18 protein-coding genes are annotated in these 22,298 nt (G+C 38.9%); 17 read left to right on the top strand and 1 reads right to left on the bottom strand.

The annotated features are described in order from the left end of the window. Nucleotides 1–122 precede the first annotated feature (122 nt). The 7 genes from F7731_RS00525 (at nucleotide 123) to F7731_RS00495 (ending at nucleotide 4,706) form a co-directional block, all read left to right on the top strand. Complete coding sequence (locus F7731_RS00525) at nucleotides 123–989, top strand: carbon-nitrogen hydrolase family protein (RefSeq protein ID WP_151532821.1); 867 nt, start codon at nucleotides 123–125, stop codon at nucleotides 987–989. 11 nt (nucleotides 990–1,000) lie between these two features. After that, entirely contained in the window at nucleotides 1,001–1,678 is a 678-nt protein-coding gene (locus F7731_RS00520; protein WP_151532820.1) for a GNAT family N-acetyltransferase, read from the top strand. Nucleotides 1,679–1,682: 4 nt separating this feature from the next. After that, a complete protein-coding gene (locus F7731_RS00515) occupies nucleotides 1,683–2,354 on the top strand; it encodes a GNAT family N-acetyltransferase (RefSeq protein ID WP_151532819.1) in 672 nt (223 codons plus the stop codon). 214 nt (nucleotides 2,355–2,568) lie between these two features. Further along, nucleotides 2,569–2,772: a DUF1657 domain-containing protein gene (locus F7731_RS00510; RefSeq protein ID WP_151532818.1), complete on the top strand. Its 204-nt coding sequence runs from the start codon at nucleotides 2,569–2,571 to the stop codon at nucleotides 2,770–2,772. Between the two features lie 60 nt (nucleotides 2,773–2,832). Beyond that, complete coding sequence (locus F7731_RS00505; protein ID WP_151532817.1) at nucleotides 2,833–3,039, top strand: DUF1657 domain-containing protein; 207 nt, start codon at nucleotides 2,833–2,835, stop codon at nucleotides 3,037–3,039. Between the two features lie 16 nt (nucleotides 3,040–3,055). Continuing rightward, nucleotides 3,056–3,916 (top strand): DUF421 domain-containing protein, encoded by an 861-nt coding sequence (locus F7731_RS00500; protein WP_151532816.1) that lies wholly within the window; start codon nucleotides 3,056–3,058, stop codon nucleotides 3,914–3,916. Nucleotides 3,917–4,055: 139 nt separating this feature from the next. Then, the gene (locus F7731_RS00495; RefSeq protein ID WP_151532815.1) at nucleotides 4,056–4,706 is read left to right on the top strand and encodes an acetylglutamate kinase; all 651 of its coding nucleotides are present in this window, start codon (nucleotides 4,056–4,058) and stop codon (nucleotides 4,704–4,706) included. 84 nt (nucleotides 4,707–4,790) lie between these two features. Here F7731_RS00495 and fdhD read toward each other — a convergent pair whose 3' ends face one another. Continuing rightward, nucleotides 4,791–5,579: a formate dehydrogenase accessory sulfurtransferase FdhD gene (fdhD, locus tag F7731_RS00490; RefSeq protein WP_151532814.1), complete on the bottom strand. Its 789-nt coding sequence runs from the start codon at nucleotides 5,577–5,579 to the stop codon at nucleotides 4,791–4,793. A 345-nt stretch (nucleotides 5,580–5,924) separates the two neighbouring features. Here fdhD and F7731_RS00485 point away from each other — a divergent pair, with 345 nt between their 5' ends. The 10 genes from F7731_RS00485 to fdhF all read left to right on the top strand — a co-directional run bounded on the left by F7731_RS00485 (nucleotide 5,925) and on the right by fdhF (nucleotide 22,210). Further along, on the top strand, nucleotides 5,925–7,187 hold the full coding sequence (locus F7731_RS00485) for an L-lactate MFS transporter (RefSeq protein ID WP_151532813.1): 1,263 nt from the start codon (nucleotides 5,925–5,927) through the stop codon (nucleotides 7,185–7,187). A gap of 102 nt (nucleotides 7,188–7,289) precedes the next feature. Then, complete coding sequence (locus F7731_RS00480; RefSeq protein WP_151532812.1) at nucleotides 7,290–7,652, top strand: Na-translocating system protein MpsC family protein; 363 nt, start codon at nucleotides 7,290–7,292, stop codon at nucleotides 7,650–7,652. A 138-nt stretch (nucleotides 7,653–7,790) separates the two neighbouring features. Next, nucleotides 7,791–10,139 (top strand): FdhF/YdeP family oxidoreductase, encoded by a 2,349-nt coding sequence (locus F7731_RS00475; protein WP_151532811.1) that lies wholly within the window; start codon nucleotides 7,791–7,793, stop codon nucleotides 10,137–10,139. Nucleotides 10,140–10,488: 349 nt separating this feature from the next. Further along, nucleotides 10,489–11,805 carry a C40 family peptidase gene (locus F7731_RS00470; protein WP_151532810.1) on the top strand — a complete coding sequence of 439 codons (1,317 nt, stop codon included), beginning with the start codon at nucleotides 10,489–10,491 and terminating at the stop codon, nucleotides 11,803–11,805. A gap of 525 nt (nucleotides 11,806–12,330) precedes the next feature. Next, nucleotides 12,331–13,623, top strand: coding sequence for an FAD-binding oxidoreductase (locus F7731_RS00465; protein WP_151532809.1), 1,293 nt, complete (start codon nucleotides 12,331–12,333; stop codon nucleotides 13,621–13,623). Nucleotide 13,624: 1 nt separating this feature from the next. After that, nucleotides 13,625–14,971, top strand: a complete 1,347-nt coding sequence (locus F7731_RS00460) for a (Fe-S)-binding protein (protein WP_151532808.1) — start codon at nucleotides 13,625–13,627, stop codon at nucleotides 14,969–14,971. After that, nucleotides 14,892–16,430: an FAD-linked oxidase C-terminal domain-containing protein gene (locus F7731_RS00455; RefSeq protein ID WP_212031129.1), complete on the top strand. Its 1,539-nt coding sequence runs from the start codon at nucleotides 14,892–14,894 to the stop codon at nucleotides 16,428–16,430. Before F7731_RS00460 ends, F7731_RS00455 begins: the two co-directional genes overlap by 80 nt. 140 nt (nucleotides 16,431–16,570) lie before the next feature. Further along, complete coding sequence (locus F7731_RS00450) at nucleotides 16,571–18,745, top strand: malate synthase G (RefSeq protein ID WP_151532807.1); 2,175 nt, start codon at nucleotides 16,571–16,573, stop codon at nucleotides 18,743–18,745. A 300-nt stretch (nucleotides 18,746–19,045) separates the two neighbouring features. Further along, a complete protein-coding gene (locus tag F7731_RS00445) occupies nucleotides 19,046–19,816 on the top strand; it encodes an IclR family transcriptional regulator (RefSeq protein ID WP_151532806.1) in 771 nt (256 codons plus the stop codon). Nucleotides 19,817–20,143: 327 nt separating this feature from the next. After that, on the top strand, nucleotides 20,144–22,210 hold the full coding sequence (gene fdhF, locus F7731_RS00435; RefSeq protein ID WP_246197104.1) for a formate dehydrogenase subunit alpha: 2,067 nt from the start codon (nucleotides 20,144–20,146) through the stop codon (nucleotides 22,208–22,210). The last annotated feature ends 88 nt before the right edge of the window (nucleotides 22,211–22,298 follow it).

Here is a 22,298-nt window from a genome sequence, read left to right as displayed (position 1 = left end):
AGAGGTTGAAAATTGTAAAAATTTCAATAAGAGTATTGTCATTTATTGAGAAATACTTGATAATCAATAAGGATTGAGTGAACCACTCATCTCAATTATTCATTGATAAGGGGGATGACATTTTGAAATTACGTGTTTCAGCTGTACAGTATCATTTGCATACGATTCATTCATTTGAGGAGTTTGCGAAGCAATGTGAGCATTATATTAAAACCGCACAAGAATTCGGATCGGAATTTATCTTGTTTCCTGAATTTTTTACGACACAGCTATTATCGATTGGTAATGGTGAAGGGGCAAGCTTAACGATTGATGAACTTCCTAGCTTCACAGAACAATATAAAAATTTATTTATTAAATTTGCGAAAGAAACGAATATGCATATTATTGCCGGCACACATGTAATTAAAAAGAATGATCGTTTATATAATGTGGCCCATTTATTTTACCCAGATGGCCGAATTGCTGAACAAGCGAAATTGCATATTACGCCGACAGAGGTTGAAGAATGGAATATGTCTGCTGGTGATGGGCTTGAAGTTTTTGATACAGATAAAGGAAGAATTGCTGTCTTAACATGCTATGACATTGAATTTCCGGAAATCGTCAGAATGGCGAAGGCGAAGGGAGCGGACGTTATTTTCTGTCCATCTTGTACAGATGATCGTCACGGATTTCATCGTGTACGCTACACTTGCCATGCGCGCGCAATTGAAAATCAAGTATATGTTGTCGCGACAGGTACGGTAGGTTCTCTGCCAACAGTCGATTTCATGAGAGGGAATTTTGGACAGGCAGCTGTGATCACACCAAATGATGTTCCATTTCCTCCACAAGGAATTATGGTACAAGGTGAAATTAATGATGATATGATTGTGACCGCCGATCTTGACTTATCTCTTTTATATGAGGTTCGCGAGCGTGGATCCGTAACAACATGGCGTGATCGACGTGTCGATTTATATCCAGATTGGGAAAAGAGCGAATAAGAGGGATGAAAATGGCTTATCGGAGCGAATTTTATGCCTTTGATCAAGATAAACCAATCCCAATTGTTATTCGGAATTACACAGAAGCAGATTTTGATGAACTGATTCAAATTCAGGCAGAATGTTTTCCGCCGCCCTTCCCATCTGAGCTATGGTGGAATAAAGAGCAATTAACGAATCATGTTACATTGTTTCCTGAAGGCGCCTTATGTGTGGAAATGGATGGCCAATTAGCCGGGTCACTAACAGGAGTTTGTGTCCAATTTGATCCCGCTCATCCATCACATAACTGGGAAGAGATAACAGATTGCGGCTATATTCGCAATCATGATCCGAATGGAAATACACTGTATATCGTGGATATTAGTGTTAGACCAAAGTCTCGGAAGCTGGGCCTTGGAAAATTTATGATGCAGTCGATGTACCAAGTTGTCATTCAACTTGGTCTTGATCGATTACTTGGCGGCGGTAGAATGCCTGGATATCATAAAGTGGCAGATCGTTTGACGCCAAATCAATATATAGATGCCGTGATAAAAGGAGAAATTAAAGATCCCGTTATTTCCTTCCTTTTACGCTGCGGCCGGACACCAGTTTCCATCATCGAAAATTACTTAGAAGATGAGGAATCCCTTCATCACGCCGTTTTGATGGAGTGGAAAAACCCCTTTAAGCAGAGAGGAGAATAGTCCTATGGAATATCGGAGAATAACGAGTATTGAGGATCCTTTATTTGTGCAAATGCATGATTTAATGAAAGAGGTATTTCCACCAGAAGAAGTGTTGGAATTTGAATTGTGGAAAGAGCCATTAGAAGATCCAGGAATTAGAGTATTTGTCGCTGTTCATAACGATGAAGTTGTAGGGGCGACAGAATATCGATATTATGCCGATTGGAATATCGCTATGACAGATTTTACTATAATCGGACGCCCTGGCTTAAGTTTAGGCAGATTTTTAGCGCGTAATCGCGAAAAGGATCTCCAAGAATTAGCGAAAGAAAATGGGAAAGTGCTGTTTGGCATGTTTGCTGAAATTTATGACCCGTATCAGCTTGAAGATCATGAGTTTGGCGGTGTCAAACCAATGAATCCATTCGTACGTCGTGAAGTCTTATCCCATCTTGGCTACAAGCGTTTAGATCTATCCTATGTCCATCCATCGTGGAAAAATGATGGCGAAGCAGTTAAAGGGCTTGATTTTTGCTTTATGCCAACTGATGACAATGTTTCCGAAATTTCAGCAGCACTCGTTGCAGAATTTTTAACGACCTATTACTCAGTCTTAACAAACAAGCCTCAAGAATGGGTGCAAATGATAGAAGAAATTAAAGGTAAAGAAACAATCAATTTACTACCGTTATAATGATTAAAAAGGCCGCTGTTCATCACACAGCGGCTTTTTGTATTCAATATTATGCACATACCGTTCATCTGGAATTTTATTTATCATCATATAGAGACTGAAATTTCCTTATCAATAAAGGCCAGTTAATTTTACCAAAATAATTATTAATAAAGAAAAGCAAACAAGAAATAATATCTATTGTAAGTCAATATTTATAGAAAGAGGGAAAGCCATGACAGTAATCACACAAGTTAAACAAACAATTGCGGGTTTGAAAAGCGCTCAAGCGAGCTTTGAAGGATTTGCATTAGCAACAGATAATCAACAGGCTAAGCAATTATACCAGACTTGCGCACAGCAAACTCAAACAGTCATTGACACTGTAGAGCCACGCTTACAGCAAATTCAAGAAGAAGAACCGCAATACAATCAATAGGCTTTTACTGGTTGGCTTTTAGCCAACCTTTTCATCATTTTTAGATTGGGAGTAAATGACATGACTGTTATTTCTAATGTAAAGCAAAGCCTTTCTAATATTAAAGGAATTGAAGCTCAACTTTCGATTTTGGCATTAAATTCACAAGATCCGGAGGCACAAAAAACGTTTCATGAGATGATGAACATGATGAATGAGATTAAGAAAGACCTTCAAGTTCGCGTGAGTGAAATGATTTTAGAAGAACCACAATATAAGAAATCTTAAGATTAAAGGTGATAAAATGTCAGAATGGAGTCAAATCATTATACGCGCTTTTTTCTTTCTTTTAGTCTTATTTGTATTGACAAAAATAATGGGGAAGAAGCAAATTTACCAACTTTCATTTTTCGAATATGTCACAGGAATCACAATCGGCAGTATTGCTGGCGAAGTAATCATGGGACTGGACGGTAATGTTTGGCATGGTTTAGTAGCCATAGGTATTTTTGGATTAGTAACTATTGGGGTTGGCTTTATTTCTTTAAAAAGCAATTCATTTCGTGATTTTGTTGAAGGAAAAGGAAGCATTTTTATAAAAAATGGGAAAATAATGGAGGATAACTTAAAAAAGGAAAAATATTCGACAGATCAGCTTACTACATTGCTTAGAAAAAAAGATGTATTTAATATAGCAGATGTAGAGTTTGCCGTATTAGAACAGACAGGTGACTTAAGTGTGTTATTAAAAAAGGAAAATAGGCCATTAACTTTTAAAGATCTTAATATAAAGGTAGCGAATGATAAAGTACCACAAACAGTAATACGAGACGGAAATATCGTCCATGACTCCCTTTCCTCTGCAGGGAAAACTAGAAAATGGCTTCTTGATGAATTAGATAAGCTAGAAGTTACAATTGATAATGTCTTTTATGGTCAAGTGGATTCGTATGGAGATTTAACGGTTGATCTTTACGATGATAAAATTCAGCAGCCTACGCCACAAACGAGACCACTTTTAATGGCAATGCTGAAAAAATGCCAAGCAGATATGGAGATTTTTGAATTAGAAACAGATTCTGAGGAAGTTAAAAAAATGTACAGAAAAAATGCCGAAAAGCTGAATGATGCGATGAAAATACTTAGACCTTACTTAAACAATTAATATAATTTGTTAAGTGGGTTATACATAGACGATATATAGTGAAACTTCAATCAGTAGTTTTAGCCTATTTCAAGGTGAAACACTTTTGGCCTTTTACCCATAACATATGTATAAAAATGCGAAAAGAGGAGTTCCATCTATGTACTCTCATCATCAAGCCATGTATGCCGACAACGTTAGAAGAGGTATAATCCCTCATTATTCAACTGCTTCTTTTCACCCAAATTACCGTGCAAATTTATGTGTCAGTAAAGCTGAAATGGATTTAAATAACTTCATGCGTTTACTTTGGGAGGAACATATTGCATGGACAAGAATGGCGATTATCAGCATCGTTTTTAAACTTCCTGATAAAGATTTTGTCATAAAGAGACTTTTCCAAAATGCAACGGATATGGGGAATGCTTTTCGAAAATATTATGGAGCTGAAATTGGAGATCGCTTCGGCCGATTAATCAGGGAACATTTAATCCTTGCCGCAGATTTGGTAACTGCTGCTGCAGCAGGTGATGCCAAAGCGGCAGCCATCGCTGAAAAAAAGTGGTATGCTAACGCAGATAAAATAGGGACTTTTATGAACACGATAAATCCAAATTGGCCAGTTAAGGATGTAAGGGAAATGTTTTATGAACATCTCAGACTTACAAAATTAGAGGCTGTATATATGATAAACAAAAACTTTGCCGCAGATATTGCGGTTTATGACCAAATACAAAAACAGGCTTTAGGAATGGCAGATGTATTTACATCTGGCATCATTAAGCAATTCCCAGCCGCTTTTCAATGTTAAAAAAGATATTCCCCTGTATAAATAGTCAGGGGAATATTAATATTGGAAAAAGCGAATCTGATGACGAGCATAATTATCGTATTCCTATTCTACTATTCTAGAAGGATGTGAATACACATTAAATGAATTGCCACGGATAAATCCAACAGCAGTAATATTTAAGTCCTCCGCCAGCTGAATGGCCAGATTAGTAGGAGCTGATTTTGAAAGAATGATGCCTACACCAATTTTGGCAGCCTTCAATAACACTTCAGATGAAATTCTGCCGCTAAAGGCAATAATTTTATCGCGAACGGAAATTTTATTTTGAATACAATAGCCATAAATTTTATCTAGTGCGTTATGCCGCCCGATATCTGTGCGGTTAACTACCATTATCTCACCGGAAAACAATGCAGCATTATGCACGCCGCCGGTTTCCTGGAATGTCACACTGCTATCCTGCAGCTGCTTCATAATGTTAAGGCATTGATCAGGTGTTATCGTTATTTTGGAAGTGGATGTTTTCGCAGTACGGGCATCATTATGAAAATAGAACTGCCTGCTTTTCCCACAGCATGAGCCAATAAACCGTTTTGAATGAAACTCATGGCTAGTCGTAACAGGAACTAGCAAGTCTATATAGGCAATGCCTTTACTTTCATCGATTGAAATACTTTTTATCTCTTCCTCTTGACGAATAAATCCTTCCGATGCAAGAAAGCCGATCGTTAATTCTTCAAGATGCTCTGGTGAACAAACCATCGTTGCAAATTCTTCCCCATTTAACATGATTGTTAAAGGCTGTTCGACTACAATTTCATCAAACTGTTCTTGTAAAATACCATTCTCAAATCGATATATTTGTTGACTATTTTTGAGCTGATCTTTCATTTTACTCACCTGCCGAACCGTCAGTATATTTACCAAAATATTAGCACAATCACTTAATATATCAATAGTAAATAATATTACCATTATAAAAAAAGAAAAAGAGTTGTAAGCAAATTAAAAAGATGTTAATATTTAGAAAAGTTCATAAAGTTGTAACAATTATTGATGCGAGATAGCGGACCTGTCGTCGGTTAATATTTGTAAAATATTTTATGTAAGCGATTAACTGTTGGTGTATAGTAGCGTTCCTGCTGGTAGCTAACCGTCAATCCCTACCAATGTCTATGAGACAAGGGGGATTGGCGGTTTATTTTTATTAAATCAATAAAACGAGGTGTAGAGTGGATGGAAAAAGTGAAAAACAGATGGCTGATTGCAGCCTCTGCGGTAGGAATTCATATTTCTATCGGATCTGTATACGCATGGAGTGTTTTTACTAAGCCAATTGTCGCTCAATTTGGATGGGAGTTAACAGAAGTTAGTTTTACATTTAGTTTAGCGATTTTATTTCTTGGTTTATCCGCAGCATTTTTAGGCCATTTTGTTGAAAAATATGGACCGAAAAAAGCGGGGATGTTGGCAGCGATCTTCTTTGGCGTTGGAACCATTGGTTCAGGATTAGCGATAAACTTAGCCTCATTGCCATTATTGTATATTTTTTATGGGGTTCTTGGTGGGATTGGACTTGGAGTTGGGTATATTGCTCCTGTTTCAACACTTGTAAAGTGGTTTCCGGACCGAAGAGGATTAGCGACAGGCCTTGCCATTATGGGTTTCGGCTTTGCAGCCCTAATCAGTAGTCCGATTATGCAAAGCTTAATAGATGCTGTTGGAATTGCTAACACTTTTTATATTCTTGGAATCTCCTACTTCCTCATTATGATGATTTCTTCCTTGTATCTTGCCCCTCCGAAAGAGGGATGGGTGCCTGCTGGTTTCCAGGAAAAAATAAAAGCTGGTACTAAAGCCCTTAAACAAGATTTATCCCAATTAACAGCAAATGAAGCGATAAAAACGAAGAGATTTTATTATTTATGGCTGATGCTCTTTATTAATGTTACTTGCGGTATTGCCATAATTTCTGCTGCTTCACCACTCGCACAGGAAAGTATTGGACTGAATCCAATTGCTGCAGCAGCACTTGTTGGTGTGCTAGGTGCCTTTAACGGTCTTGGAAGAATAGGCTGGGCATCTATCTCGGATTTTATAGGTCGACCAAATACTTATACTACATTTTTTGTTATCCAAGTAATTGCATTTCCATTAGTAACAATGACAACCAATCCGCTACTTTTCCAAATTTTATTAGCCGTTATTTATACATGTTATGGAGGTGGTTTCTCTGCAATCCCAGCTTATATTGGCGACTTATTTGGAACAAAACAGCTCGGTGCCATTCATGGATATATTTTGACAGCATGGTCTGCGGCTGGGCTGGCAGGACCAATGTTTGCCTCTTGGATAAGAGAAACGACAGGATCCTATTCCCAAAGTTTAATGGTATTTGCAGGAATGTTTGCCGTAGCTTTAACGATTTCAATCCTTATTAGAATCGATATTAAAAAGCTTCGAGAAAAACAAATGCAAGGGAATGAAGTTGCGGTTTGACAATTTTATGAATTATTGATTAACTAAGTATAGTAGTATGATTATTTCAACTATAGGTAGCAATTAGATTCTCTTATATTGGAATTAAAGGATTGAAATAGCATGAACAAATATGAAGCAGAATTTAGCAATCTTGTACGTTCTTTCCGAAAAAAACATATGGGTAAAGGTCCTGGCAAAGTAACAACTACTTTTTGCAAAAATTGGGCGATATGTGAAATGGAAGGAAATCTTTCGCCAGTTGAAAAATTTATTGCAAGTGCTGATGATGGGAAGCAGATGCTTCGTGCAGCCAGAACTGAAATGGTGAAGGACATGTATAAGAAAAATCAGCCGATTGAAATGGAGAATTTCTTACAATCAAAGCTCATCGACCTCTTTGTCGATATCGATATTGAAAGAGATTTTGGCATGTCGGTGTTTGTTTTTGATAAAAATATTGAAGAAATGTTTAAAACTAAATAGTCAACCGGAAGTTGGCACTTGGTAGCGATCCTGCTAAAGACTAACCACCAAACACAATTTTTATCTGTGTTGGTGGTTTTTGTGTTTTTATGGAAAAAATTACCAACTAGATTAAGAATGATAAAGGAGCATAATGTCATGACATCAACAAAACATACGGGACCAATGAAATTAGATACTTCACTTAAGCCATCTTTATGGGCGAGCAAAGCTCCAATGGGACTTGGGAAAATAAAACCCCATCATATTAGAGATACAATGAAGGTTGCGTGGGATAATAAAGATAACTTAGGCTATGCATTCCGAATTTTAACACAAGGAGTATGTGATGGCTGTGCACTCGGAGTTTCCGGTTTATATGATCAAACGTTAACAGGCCCGCACCTTTGTACAACGAGATTAAATGTTCTTCGATTGAATACGATGCCAGCAATTGATCCTTCATGGCTGGAAAATATCGAAAAAATGCAAGAATTAGATAGTACTGAGCTGCGAAAGCTTGGGAGAATTCCATATCCGCTTTCACGAAAAAAAGGAGAAAAGAAGTTTACGAGAATCACTTGGGACGAAGCTTTAGATAGAATTGCTACTAAAATAAAGAAAATCGATCCAAAACAGCTTGCTTTCTATTTAACAGCAAGAGGGATTACGAATGAAGTATATTATACTGCAGCAAAGGTCGCCCGCTTTCTTGGGACGAATAATATTGATAACGCTTCCCGGATCTGTCACTCCCCTAGTAAAACAGCTTTAAAAAGATCGCTAGGGATTGGCGCTTCTAGCTGTAATTACAAAGATTGGATTGGAACAGATGTCCTAATTTTCTGGGGTTCCGTAGCAGCAAATAATCAGCCTGTTTCCACGAAATATATGTATGCCGCGAAGAAAGCGGGAACAAAAATTATCATGATTAACCCGTATCGCGAACCGGCTATGGAAAATTATTGGATTCCATCAGTACCAGAAAGTGCGTTGTTTGGAACGCAAATTGTTGATGATGTCTATCAAGTGAATATTGGCGGCGATATTGCCTTTATGAATGGTGTCATGAAACATTGGTTTGAAATGGAAGAAAAAGTTCCGGGCTCTGCGATTGACCATGAATTTGTCAATGAACATACGAATGGTTTTTCAGAGCTGAAAAACCATATTGAGAATCAAGATTGGGCGCTTCTCGAACAATCATCTGGTTTAACAAAAGAGAGAATGTACGAGTTTGCCGAGCTATTAGCAAAATCAAAATCTGGTGTATTCATTTGGAGTATGGGGCTGACACAGCATCGCTTTGCTACTGATAATATTTCTCAGGTTGCTAATCTTGCGATGCTGCGTGGTTTTATCGGCAGAGAGCACTGTGGAGTAATGCCAATACGCGGCCATAGTGGAGTGCAAGGCTCAGGTGAAATGGGAGCAGATCCGTTCGTTCTTCCTGGAAGTGATTTTGATGAGCTGAATGCTAAGCGGATGGAATATTTATGGGGCTTCGGGGTTCCGAGATGGCAGGGAGATACGGTTGGACAGACGTTGGAAAATGTTATGCTTCCTGAGAATCATGAACGGAAGGTTAAGCTCTTTTATACGAGTGGAGGAAACTTTTTAGAAACAATGCCAGATCCGGATTTTATTAAGGAAGTGCTTGAAAACGTTGAGCTTCGTGTACATCAGGATATCATCTTTAATACATCAACTCTTGTTGAGGCGAAGGAAGAAGTGATTGTTCTTCCAGCGATGACACGATATGAACAGCCCGGCGGAGGAACTTCAACTAGTACCGAAAGAATGGTTTATTTTAGTCCAGAAATTAATGGTCCAAGAATTGAGGAAGCAAGATCAGAGTGGGAAATTTATGTTGATTTAGCTTCTCGAGTATATCCGGATAAGAAGCATCTCATAGAATTTACGCATGCGGAGGAAATCCGTGATGAAATTTCCATCGCGAATCGAAATTATGATGGCATTCAGCATTTGAAAAACCGTGGAGATGTTTTCCAGTGGGGTGGTGCCTGGTTATGTGAGGGGGGAAATTGTCCGACACCTGACGGGAAAGGGAATTTGCTAGCTATTGAAATTCCGGAGCTGCGGAAAACGGAAGGTCAGTTTTACGTGACAACAAGACGAGGAAAGCAGTTTAATTCCATGATCTATAGTGAGACTGATCCTTTCAATGGAGCAGATCGCTATGATATTTTAATGAATGCTGTAGATGCGGAGCAAATAAATATTAAAGAAGGCGATTCCATCGTTGCTTTTAATAGCTATGGCACTTTACAAGGCCGAGCAAAATTTGAAGATGTGAAATCTGGTAATATCGCTGTATTTTGGCCAGAAGGGAATGTGCTATTACCAAAAGGTGTTTATGAGAAATACGCAGAGATTCCAGAGTACAATACTTCGATTATTGTTGAAAAAGCCGAAACCTTCCACGCGCAAAAAGATCGGAAATATGTTGAGAAGAGAGTTGAAGAACTAGAAATGAGTATGAGTTAAAATAATTTCTATTATAGCTGATTATGCCCTTTATATGAGAGTGTATAATCAGTTATTTTTGTTTGGGGTAAGGCACATATGGAAGTTAATGATATTCTTATATTGGGAACAAAATTGGAGGAATATGTAATATTCACTCTAAAAATATCCAATATTTCCCTCTATGTGAAAATAGATGGAAGTATTTGAAATACTTTTGTAATATAACTAAAATAATCCTGTTAAATTACCATGTTATAATTCTAGTTATTAATCAGTCATTTAATTATTCATAGACCATAAATAATGAATTATTTTACATATGCCAAGGGGCAGCGATGACTAAACATAATTGGAGGCAGGATTACAAATGAAAAAGAAGTTAGTTATCTTAAACACGACACTTATGCTTGGACTCGGTGCTTTCACTTCAATTCCTTCGGTTGATGCAGCATCCTTACATAGTCAAAAACAAGAAATTCAAAATCAAAGATTAAATGTCCAATCAAGCCTTTCAAAAGCGGATATTGAGCTAACAGCAGTTTTGGAAGAGCGCGTACGCTTGACTGCACAAATTAATAGAGTGATGCAGGCAATAAATGATAATAATAATTTAATTAAGAAAACTGAAAACGACATTATTACAACTAAAGCTGAAGTTGAACAATTAAAGACGGAAATAGCAGAAATTCAAGAGCGAATTGATAAAAGAAATGAGATTTTAAAACAGCGGGCTGTTTCATACCAAGAAAACGGCAATAGCCAGATCGGCTATGTCGAAGTATTACTTGGTGCTACAAGCTTTGGCGATTTCGTTGAAAGAGTCGGAGCTGTTACAAAAATTGTGCAAGCAGACCAAGATATCATTGCTCAGCATGATGCCGATAAAAAAGAAATCGAAGAAAAAAAGCTTTCTGTCGAACAAAAGCTTACGAATTTAGAAAGCATGAAAACAGAGCTAGTTGGGATGCAAGCTCAATTGGGAGAACAAAAGCAGCAAACAAATGAATTAGAACAAGAGTTAAATAGAAAAGAAAATGAAATTGCAGCTTTAAAAGCTGATTTAAAAATTCAAGATAGTACACTTGCTGCAAAAGAGCTAGAAATTCAAACAAGATTGGCAGCAAGCCAAAAGGTTGAAGTTAAACATCATACTGTTGCCCAAGCAAATACAAGTTCTTCAACTGTGAAAAATGAAACAAGTAACACTCCAAATAGCGCTTCTAATAATGTTTCTAATAATGTTTCAGTAGAAGCACCTGTGAAAGAGGCTCCTGTGAAGGAAACACCAGTTGCAAAAGGAAATGTAAATACTGTCATTAATGCTGGAAATAAGTATATCGGAAATTCTGTCTATGTATTCGGTGGCGGTAGAACGGCATCAGATATTGCCAATGGCAGATTTGACTGCTCTGGCTTCGTTTCATGGGCATATGCTCAAGCGGGTGTTAAATTACCAGCCTATACAGAATCATTAAAAAGCGTAGGTCGTCAAGTACCTACCAGTGATATGAAACCTGGTGATCTAGTATTCTTTGATACTTATAAAAAGGATGGACATGTAGGTATATATATTGGCGGCGGTAAATTTATCGGCTCACAAAGCTCAACTGGGGTATCGATTGCTAACATGAGCAGCGGATATTGGAAGAATACATTTAATGGACGTGTCGTTCGAATCTTTTAATTATAAAAAACCTGACTGTGTTTGCTTGATTGCAACGGCAGTCAGGTTTTTTTAGGTTTGATAATCGTAATGTTGATAATAGATTAGCCTTCATTGCTGATATATATTTTCTAATGAAAAAGTAGGAGGCCGCGAACCCGGGGCCCCACTATATGTCATTTATGATCCTGTAAAGGACATAGTATTGTGGTACCGCCTCCTCTATGTCCTATAAAGGAGCGATAAAGGACATCTTTTTATAATATCGCCCCCTCTATGTCCTATAAAACAGAGTTATAGGACATACTTTTGCGAATTCTTTTCTTCTATGTCCTTTAAAACAGAGATAAAGGACATAGTTTCATGAAACCTCACTTTTACTGTCCTTTAATACAAAGAAACGATATATTTCAATTTTTCTTTTAATTCGAAATGTTCATTGAAATTTTTGTTATAGAATGCTTTAATAGTAAGTAATTGCTTGTATTTTTTTCTCTATGATTGAAAACAGTGTTTCTTATTACGGAACAATAAGGAGATCTGGTTATGAAAACGGCCATTTTTTTAGATGAATTAAAGTCAAGTTTATTAGAAGAACAATTATCGGTAGGTTATGGCGATCTCGTCACAGTGTATCCTTATTCAGAAGATGAGATTTCTACACTATTAAAATATGCCAATGATAATCAGCTGAAAGTATCTATCATCGGGAATGGCTCCAAAAGTGGTTTTGGTGGGCAGCAACAAACGGATGATTTATTACTCTCCTTAGAAAAATATAAGGGAGTCGTAGAGCATACGGTCGGTGATATGACGATAACCGTTAAATCGGGAACAAACTTTCAGGAGCTACAGGATTATTTGGCAAAATGTAAGCAAAAACTTTCGCTTGATCCATTTTCTCCTACCGAAGCAACAATTGGAGGCATTTTAGCAGCAAATGATAGCGGTCCAAAAAGATATAAATATGGCTCAGCACGCGATTCTGTCATCGGACTTCGCACCGTTTATCCTGATGGGACAGTCATTCGTTCTGGCGGAAAAGTAGTTAAAAATGTCGCTGGGTATGACATGAACAAATTATTTATTGGGTCAATGGGGACTCTCGGTGTAATTTCAGAAGTAACCTTTAAGCTACGGCCGCTTCCAAAATATGAATCTATCGCTTTATTATCGTTTCCGGAAGGGAATGCAGAAGATATAAAGTCATTTGCTGTTCAAGTGCTTGATTCAACACTAGAACCGGTTTGTTTAGAATGGCTGAATCCCACTATTTCAGAGAGGTTAACAAATCAACGAAATTATACTCTAGCCATTGCCTTCGAAGATGTTGAAAGCTCTGTTCATTATCAGGAAGAGATGTTGAGAAGCATGGCGCCAACTCATGCAAAAATAGCCGTTCTTCAAGAAAAGGAGGCACAGAGTTTTTGGGAGAAATTTTACGAAATGAACAGAAAAGGATCTGGCATGAAAGAAGTTACAGCTGTATTAAAAGCAGGAGTCGTTAATCTCGATGTATTGAAGGTTGTTAAAGAGGCTGATCTTCTACAAGATTTACATAATATAAAGGCAGAAGTACACGGGGGCTTAGGGCACGGGCTTTGTCAAATAACTCTGACTGGCTTGAAAGAGGATGTTGCTGCTTATATTCATCACATTAGAAAGAGTGTAAAAGCATTAGACGGGTATGTAATTATCAAACATCTGCCAGAAAGTCTCCGAAATGAAGTTGATTTTTGGGGAGAAAAGCCTTCTTACTTTTTCCTTCTTGAAGGAATTAAGGCGAAAGTCGATCCGAATAAACTATTAAACCCGAACAGATTTGTAGGAGGGATTTAATTTGAGTGCTGAATTGGAATTGAAACAAACTCCTCCATGTACAACAAGCTTAAGCAATTATTTATGGAAGGATCCGCCAGATGAGAACAAATGGGCCGATTGTGTTCATTGCGGGATGTGCCTTGAATCATGCCCGACGTATGAACATACAGGTCAGGAACAGCATTCTCCAAGGGGGCGTGTCTATTTAATTAAAGCTGTTGCAGAAGGAAAACTTGAAGTAAATGAGCAATTCATGGATCCCGTATTTGCTTGTTTAGACTGCCGTGCCTGTACGACTGCTTGTCCGGCAGATGTCGATGTTGGCGGATTAATCGAAGAAGCAAGGGGACAAATTCGTCAGGCGATGCCGTTAACAGGGTGGAAAGGAACGGTTAGTAAACTTTTCCTCCATGGAATTTTCCCCCATCAAACTCGTCTCAACTCACTTGGAGGTTTATTGAAATTTTATCAAAAAAGTGGGCTGCAAAAGGTTGCTAGAAAAACGAATCTTCTTAAAATCATGCCACAGCACTTAGCTGAGATGGAAGGAATCATGCCTGAAGTTAAACAATCCGTCCGAAAAAAATATCAAAATCAACCAGTCATCAAAGCACAAGGCGAATCCAAACGAGAGGTCGCCATGTTAACAGGATGCATTATGGATGTGATGTTCAGTGACATTAATGAATCGACAATTAACGTTCTGACAAGGAATGGAAACGATGTCACGATACCAACGGCACAAACTTGCTGTGGGGCTTTACATGTTCATGCAGGAGACCGTGAGATGGGAAGGAAGCTGGCTAAGCAAAATATTGAAGCTTTCCAAGATGCCGAGAAGGTGATCGTCAATGCGGCGGGTTGCGGCTGTATGATGAAGGAATATGCTGAATTATTTAAAGAAGAGCCTGAGTGGCGTGTGAGAGCAAAGGAATTTTCAAAAAAGGTCGTTGATATTTCAAAACATCTGTATGACACCGGGTATGAAAAACCAACGGCCGAAATTAATACAACGATTACGTACCATGATGCTTGCCACCTTGCACATGGTCAAGGTGTGAGGCATGAGCCGCGAGAACTTTTATTAAATATCCCAGGGGTAGAAATGGTGTATATGCCAAATGCGGATCGTTGCTGCGGAAGTGCAGGAATCTACAATATTACGAATCCTGAAATGGCGGATGCTGTATTGGAAAGCAAAATGGAAAATGTTCCGGATGATGTCGATATGATTTCAATGGGGAATCCAGGCTGTATGCTACAAATGGCTTTAGGTGTGCAAAAATATGGACGAAACCAGAAAATCGTTCATACTGTTCAGCTCCTCGATTGGGCTTATCAAAAGGAGAAAAAGGAGGCTGATTGACATAAAAACAAAAATAAAAACAACCGATATTCATATTCACCAATTAGCCGAAATTGTCGGCGGACCAAGGGCTATTCTTTACCACAAAGAAGATTTAATTGCCTATGATTGCGATGGGTTTACCCTTCATAAGCATTTGCCAAAAGCTGTCGTTTTTCCAAAGGATACAGAGGAAGTGGCGAAGCTTGTAAAATATTGTTCAGAAAACAATTTGCCTTTCCTTGCGCGCGGTGCCGGAACTGGATTAAGCGGCGGGGCGATTCCGATTAATGGTGAGGTTATTATAAGTCTTGTGCGGATGAAAAAATTAATTAGTGTTGATTTGGAAAACAGAAGGGCAGTTGTCGAGCCCGGGTTTGTCAACTTGAAACTAACAAATTCGATATCTGATAAAGGATATTATTATGCACCAGATCCGTCCAGTCAATATTGCTGTACAATTGGCGGAAATGTTGCAGAAAATGCTGGCGGGGCTCATTGTTTAAAATATGGTGTAACGACGAATCATATTTTAGGGCTTGAAGTAGTTTTACCGAATGGCGAGATTATTGAAGTTGGCAAAAACGGGATTTTAGATGAGCCAGGCTATGATTTGCTTGGGCTTTTAACCGGTTCAGAAGGCACTCTAGGAATTGTCACAAAGATAACAGTCCGCATTTTAAAAAATCCTGAAGGCAAACAAACGGTGCTCGCCTATTTTGACAAAGTTGAGGATGGGAGTAAGGCTGTTTCAGATATCATTTCTGCTGGAATCGTACCAGCTGCCTTAGAAATGATGGATAAAGTTGCTATCGAAGGGGTGGAGGCGGCTGCTTTTCCAGTTGGTCATCCGAAAGATATCGATGCGGTATTACTTATAGAGGTAGATGGGATTGCCGCTGGCATTGATGAGCAAATCAATCAAATTCTTGATGTATGCAGGAAATGCAATGTTCGCGAGGTCCGAGCAGCAAAGGATGAAAAAGAAAGGGAACGCTGGTGGGCGAATCGAAAAACAGGCTTCGGGGCAATGGGAGCAATTTCTCCAGATTATTTAGTGCAAGATGGTGTTATTCCACGCAGTAAATTACCGGAAGTCCTCCAAAGAATTCAGCAGATCAGTGAAAAGTATGGACTAAGAATTGCGAATATTTTCCACGCTGGAGATGGGAATCTTCATCCGCTTGTCCTTTTTGATGCAAGGATCCCTGGTGAAACTGAAAAAGCACTCCTTGCAGGCAGTGAATGCTTAAAGGTTTGTGCCGATGTTGGTGGAACAATTACAGGTGAGCATGGGGTAGGGATTGAAAAACGGGAAGAAATGCGGTTTGTCTTTAATGATGAGGAAATTATTGCACAAACAAATATTCGTGAAGTTTTCAATCCAGATAATCTATTAAATGCCGGAAAACTATTTCCAACACCTGGTCGATGTGTGGAAATTAAGAAAGAAATGAAGGAAGCCGCTCTAAAAGCATAATCATTTTATTTTTTTGAATTGTTGAAACAGTTGGATGATTATGCTATTCTTTTTTTAACGATAGAATGAAACAGCGTTTCGTGATACGCAACAATTAGAGAAATATAAATGGGAGAATAAAACTGCCAAGGAGGAAGGAAATGAGCACTTATCAACAAGTTGGGAAAATGCAAGTAGCGAAGGAGCTTTTTGATTTTATTAATAATGAGGTTCTTCCGGGAAGTGAAGTGAATCAAGAACAATTTTGGAATGGTTTCGAGAAGATCGTTTACGAATTAACTCCGAAAAATAAAGAGTTGCTTGCTGAGCGTGATGTACTCCAAAGAAAAATTCACACTTGGCACCGTGAAAATAAAAATTTTGAATTAGCTCAATACAAAGCGTTTTTAGAAGAGATTGGCTATTTAGAGGATGAGGGAGAGGACTTTAGCATTTCGACTGAAAATGTAGATGACGAGGTTGCCCTTCAAGCAGGACCACAACTTGTTGTTCCTGTTAATAATGCTCGCTACGCATTGAATGCGGCCAATGCACGCTGGGGCAGTCTCTATGATGCACTTTATGGAACAGATGTTATAAGTGAGGAAGATGGCGCCCAGCGAAGGGGCGGCTATAACCCAGTCCGAGGCGAAAAGGTTATTGCATTTTCAAAAGAGTTTCTTGATAAATCGGCCCCGTTACAATCAGGGTCACATAAAGATGTCAATCAATATTTAGTTAAAAATGGTGAATTATATGCAGTCCTTCATAATGGTCAGGAAAACGGGCTAAGAGAAAAGGAGAAATTTGCAGGATATGATGGAGAAGCTGATAATCCTTCGATCGTCTTGCTGAAGAATAATGGGCTGCATTTTGAAATTCAAATCGAACGCAATCATCAAATCGGAAAAACAGACCATGCAGGCGTTAAGGATATCCTTCTTGAGTCAGCCCTTTCGACAATTATCGATTGTGAAGACTCTGTCGCTGCCGTCGATGCTGAAGACAAAGTACTCGTTTATCGCAATTGGCTCGGATTAATGAAGGGAGATTTATCGGCTAGCTTTGTCAAAGGCGGCAAAACCATAACGAGAACGATGAATCCTGATCGCAGCTACAAAACACCTAATGGGAAGTCAATTTCACTGCCAGGCCGTTCGGTAATGTTTGTGCGGAATGCAGGACATTTAATGACTATTAATGCCGTTTTAGATCAAAATGGGGAAGAGATTCAAGAAGGGATATTAGATGCCATTGTAACAAGTTTAATCGCAAAACATTCCTTATTAGGAAATGCCGTATACACAAATTCAGCAAAAGGGTCCATCTATATTGTGAAGCCAAAAATGCATGGATCAAAAGAAGCGGCTTTTGCCAATGAACTGTTCAATCGTGTCGAGGATTTACTAGGTCTTGTACGCAACACATTGAAAATTGGGCTGATGGATGAAGAGCGCCGAACTTCATTAAATTTAAAAGCTTGCATCAGGGAAGTGAAGGAAAGAATCGCCTTTATTAATACAGGTTTCCTTGATCGGACGGGAGATGAGATTCATACTTCGATGGAAGCAGGTCCGATGATAAGGAAAAATGATATGAAAGGTACATTATGGCTTCATGCATATGAAAAATCAAATGTGAGCAATGGTCTTGCGACTGGCTTTCATAGCAGGGCCCAAATCGGTAAGGGAATGTGGGCGATGCCGGATCAAATGGCAGATATGCTGCAACAAAAAATTGGGCATGTAAAAGCAGGCGCAAATACGGCTTGGGTTCCATCGCCAACAGCCGCCACACTGCATGCACTTCACTATCATGAAGTGTCTGTTAGCGCCGTACAAAAGAATCTATTAGATGAGATTAAAGATTATCGGAATGATATTTTACAAGTGCCGCTAGCTAGTACCCCTCAATGGTGTGCTGATGAGATTCAGCAAGAGCTCGATAATAATGCCCAAGGAATTCTTGGCTATGTTGTACGCTGGGTTGAACAAGGAATAGGCTGTTCAAAAGTTCCTGACATCAATAATGTCGGATTAATGGAGGACAGGGCAACGCTTAGAATTTCCAGTCAGCATATTGCCAATTGGCTGCATCATGGCATTTGTACGAAAGAACAAGTAATGGAAACTTTACAGCGGATGGCTAAAGTCGTTGACCAACAGAATACTGGAGATTCTGCTTATCATCCAATGGCAGATGACTTTAATGATTCTGTTGCTTTCCAAGCAGCTTGTGATTTGATTTTTCAAGGATATGACCAGCCTAATGGCTATACAGAGCCCATCTTGCATAAGAGACGATTAGAAGCAAAAGTAAAATTAGCTATAAAGTGAAACTTCATTCAGTGGGGGGGGCCGACGCACAGGACGTGCTAGTGCCGACGTTGCCACAGGACCTGGATTTCTTAGTTGGCCTTCATCCCCCACTGAATGTTAGTTGAACTTATCGGGCCTTTACGGGCAGTTGATCTCCCACCTAAATTTCTTCGAATCATCTAAAGTTTTGAGGTGGGAGTCTTACTGCCCGTTAATCTGCGATAAAACGATAATCCAATCCGGCATGGCATTCATCTGAACTTGAAATGCCATGCTTTTTAGGCAAAACTACAATTCGAGCTCTGAGGAGAGGAAATGTTGGAAAGAGAGAATGTAGTGAAATCAGTAAGCCGCGCCCTTGATATTATTATGATCGTTAGTTTAAAAAAAGGCGGACTTGGGGTTACTGAAATTGCTAATCAAATGGATATAAATAAAAGCTCAGTTTATCGAACACTATCGACACTTGTTCAATATGGCTATGTCGAGCAGGATAAAGAAACGGGACGTTATAAGCTTGGATATAAATTTTTAGAAATCAGTTCGAATCTGCTCGAATCGATCGATTTAAGGGAAGAAGCAAAGCCGTTTTTGAGGGAATTGGAAAGTGAGACGAAGGAAGTGATTCACCTCGTCGTTTATGACCAAGGGGAAGTCGTTTATATTGAAAAATTAGACGGCAGTGAAACATTGCGCATGCATTCAAAGGTTGGTAAAAGAGCACCGATGCACTGTACATCGGTTGGAAAATCAATTCTAGCTCATTTGCCTACAGATGCTGTGACAAGTATTCTCGATCACAAAGGCCTCCCAGTGCACACTGACAAGACTATTACGGACAAGGATCAATTATTTCAAGAACTTGCCAATGTGCGAAAAAATGGGTTTGCATTAGATTTAGAAGAAAATGAAAAGGGGATTACTTGTATTGCCGCCCCTATATTTGATCATGTAGGAAAAGTCGTTGCCGCCATTAGTATTTCTGGTCCGACAATGAGAATGACAATGGACAGGCTAAATAGTCTCCAATCAAGAATGATCCAGGTCGGAAAGCAAATATCGGAAAGACTCGGGTATTTTGAAATATAGTATGTAAATGCTGTAAAACATGAAAAGGATGTTTTACAGCATTTTTTATTTATACTGCTACAAATCACTATAATCAAAAAGATCCAGGGAGATATCACTGGATCTAAGCATACAATGAATTAAGCACCTAATATTCCAGATTGCACACAACTATTTACAGAAGGCAAAATATAGTATAATAGAGTAGTATTTTGATAATTCAAATTTTTTAGATATTATTAAAATACAACTAATCTGGGGAGGTTAGTGCTAATAACTAGGAAGCTTTTTGACGCTTATAACGAGTAAAAGAGATTCCTAAATGAATATTTAAATAGGAGGATAAAAATGGGGGAAACTGAAAAAGTAAAAACCGTTTGCGGTTATTGCGGAACCGGTTGTGGCCTTGTCGTTGAAGTGGACAATAATCGAATTGTCAAAATTCGTGGCGATAAAGAAGCACCGGTAAACAAAGGACAAACATGTGTAAAAGGTTCATTTGCCTATGAATATGTCCATGCGAAAAGCCGTTTAACGTCGCCACTTATCCGTAAGGCTGGGGAGCTTGTAGAAGCGACGTGGGAAGAGGCCTATTCCTTTATTGTTGAAAAGCTAAAGGGGATTAAGGAGCAATTTGGTCCTGATGCAATTTCAATGTTTGCTACAGCAAGAAGCACGAATGAAGTGAATTATGTAACACAGAAATTTATGAGAACGGTGATTGGCAGCAATAATATTGACGGATGTAATCGAACGTGACACGCTCCAAGCGTTGCCGGTCTGGCAACTGTATTTGGAAGTGGATTTCCAACAAACACGTTAGAAGATATTGATCGTGCGGAAGTTTTACTTCTGATGGGCTCAAATACGACCGAAGCCCACCCAATTATTGCAAACCGTATGAAAAAAGCTGTTAAATCTGGGTTGAAAATTATTGTTATCGATCCGAGAAAAATCGATATGGTGAAGAGCGCTCATCGTCATTTGCAAATAAATGTCGGCTCTGACATCGCTCTCATGAACGCGATGATTCACGTCATTATCGAAGAAAACTTGTATAACCCAGCATTTATCGACCAATTTACTGTTGATTTTGCTACGTTAAAAGAACATGTAAAAATGTACACACCGGAATATTCTGCCGCTATTACAGGGGTAAGTGCTCAAGATATTATTGAAACGGCGAGGGAATATGCAAAAGCGGATAAAGCGATGATTGCCTATACATTAGGAATTACCGAGCATCATTGCGGCGTTAATAATGTGTTTGATATTGCCAATCTCGCATTATTAACCGGTCATATCGGAAGAGAAGGCTGCGGAATTATGCCGTTGCGCGGACAAAATAATGTACAGGGCGCAGGTGACTTAGGCTGCTTGCCAAATCAGCTGCCTGGTGCAGTTAGTTTATCGAATGAAGAATACCGTGCTCGTTTTGAAAAGGCATGGAATGTCAAAATTAATCCAGAGCCTGGTGATACACAAACAAGGGCTTTTGAGCGCATGGAAAAAGGACTTGTCAAAGCTTTGTATTGTATTGGCGAAAATCCGTTAGTGGCTGATGTGCATAGGCAGCATACCCGTAAGCTATTAGAAAACTTAGATTTATTAGTCGTTCAAGATATTTTCATGACAGAAACGGGGAAACTTGCTGATGTCGTCCTCCCAGCACGATCTTGGGGAGAGGTTGAAGGCACATACACAAATACAGATCGCCGAATTCAGCGGGTACGGAAGGCTGTCGATGCTCATCCGGATACGAGGGATGATTGGGAAATCTTATGTGAAATTTCCACACGGCTCGGCTACCCATTGAATTACAAGAATAGTGAAGAAATTTGGGAGGAAATTCGAACGCTAGCTTGGGAAATGTACGGCGGGATGCCATATTCCAGATTAGAAAAGGAATATAGCTTGCATTATCCTTGTCCTGATGAGTCCCATCCGGGAACGTTCATTCTTCATCAAAGATTTCATAATGAAAATGAGGAAAATGTGCGATTATCTCCGTTTAATGCTGTGAACTATACTGGCCCAATCGAGCGCCCGGACGAAGAGTATCCGTTTATGCTCACGACTGGAAGGCGCTATGAATCTTACAATACCCACACACAAACGAATTATTACGCAAGCGGGGTAAAAATTAAGCAGACTGAAGAAACCGCCGACATCCATCCAGATGACGCGGTTAAGCTAGGAATTGAATCTGGAGATTTTGTCGAAGTTAGCTCGAGAAGGGGAAGTGTGAAAGTGAAAGCAAAAGTAACAGATCAAGTTTCTCCAGGTCTGATATTTATGAGCTTCCATTTCAGTGATGTCCCTACGAATGTGTTAACGATCAATGAGTTTGACCCTATTTCTGGAACGGCTGAGTTCAAAGCCTGTGCCGTGAAAATAACACCTTTGAAAAAGTAGAATAGTAGAAAAAGGAAAAGTGGCTAACACTTTTCCTTTTTTTATTTTCATAAAAATTATTTTCCAAAACCTATTTCTTTTTCCAAAA

Origin of the sequence: Cytobacillus depressus (genome assembly GCF_008923245.1) — a bacterium.
Taxonomy (GTDB): domain Bacteria; phylum Bacillota; class Bacilli; order Bacillales; family Cytobacillaceae; genus Cytobacillus; species Cytobacillus depressus.
This window is presented reverse-complemented; position numbering and strand designations above follow the sequence as displayed.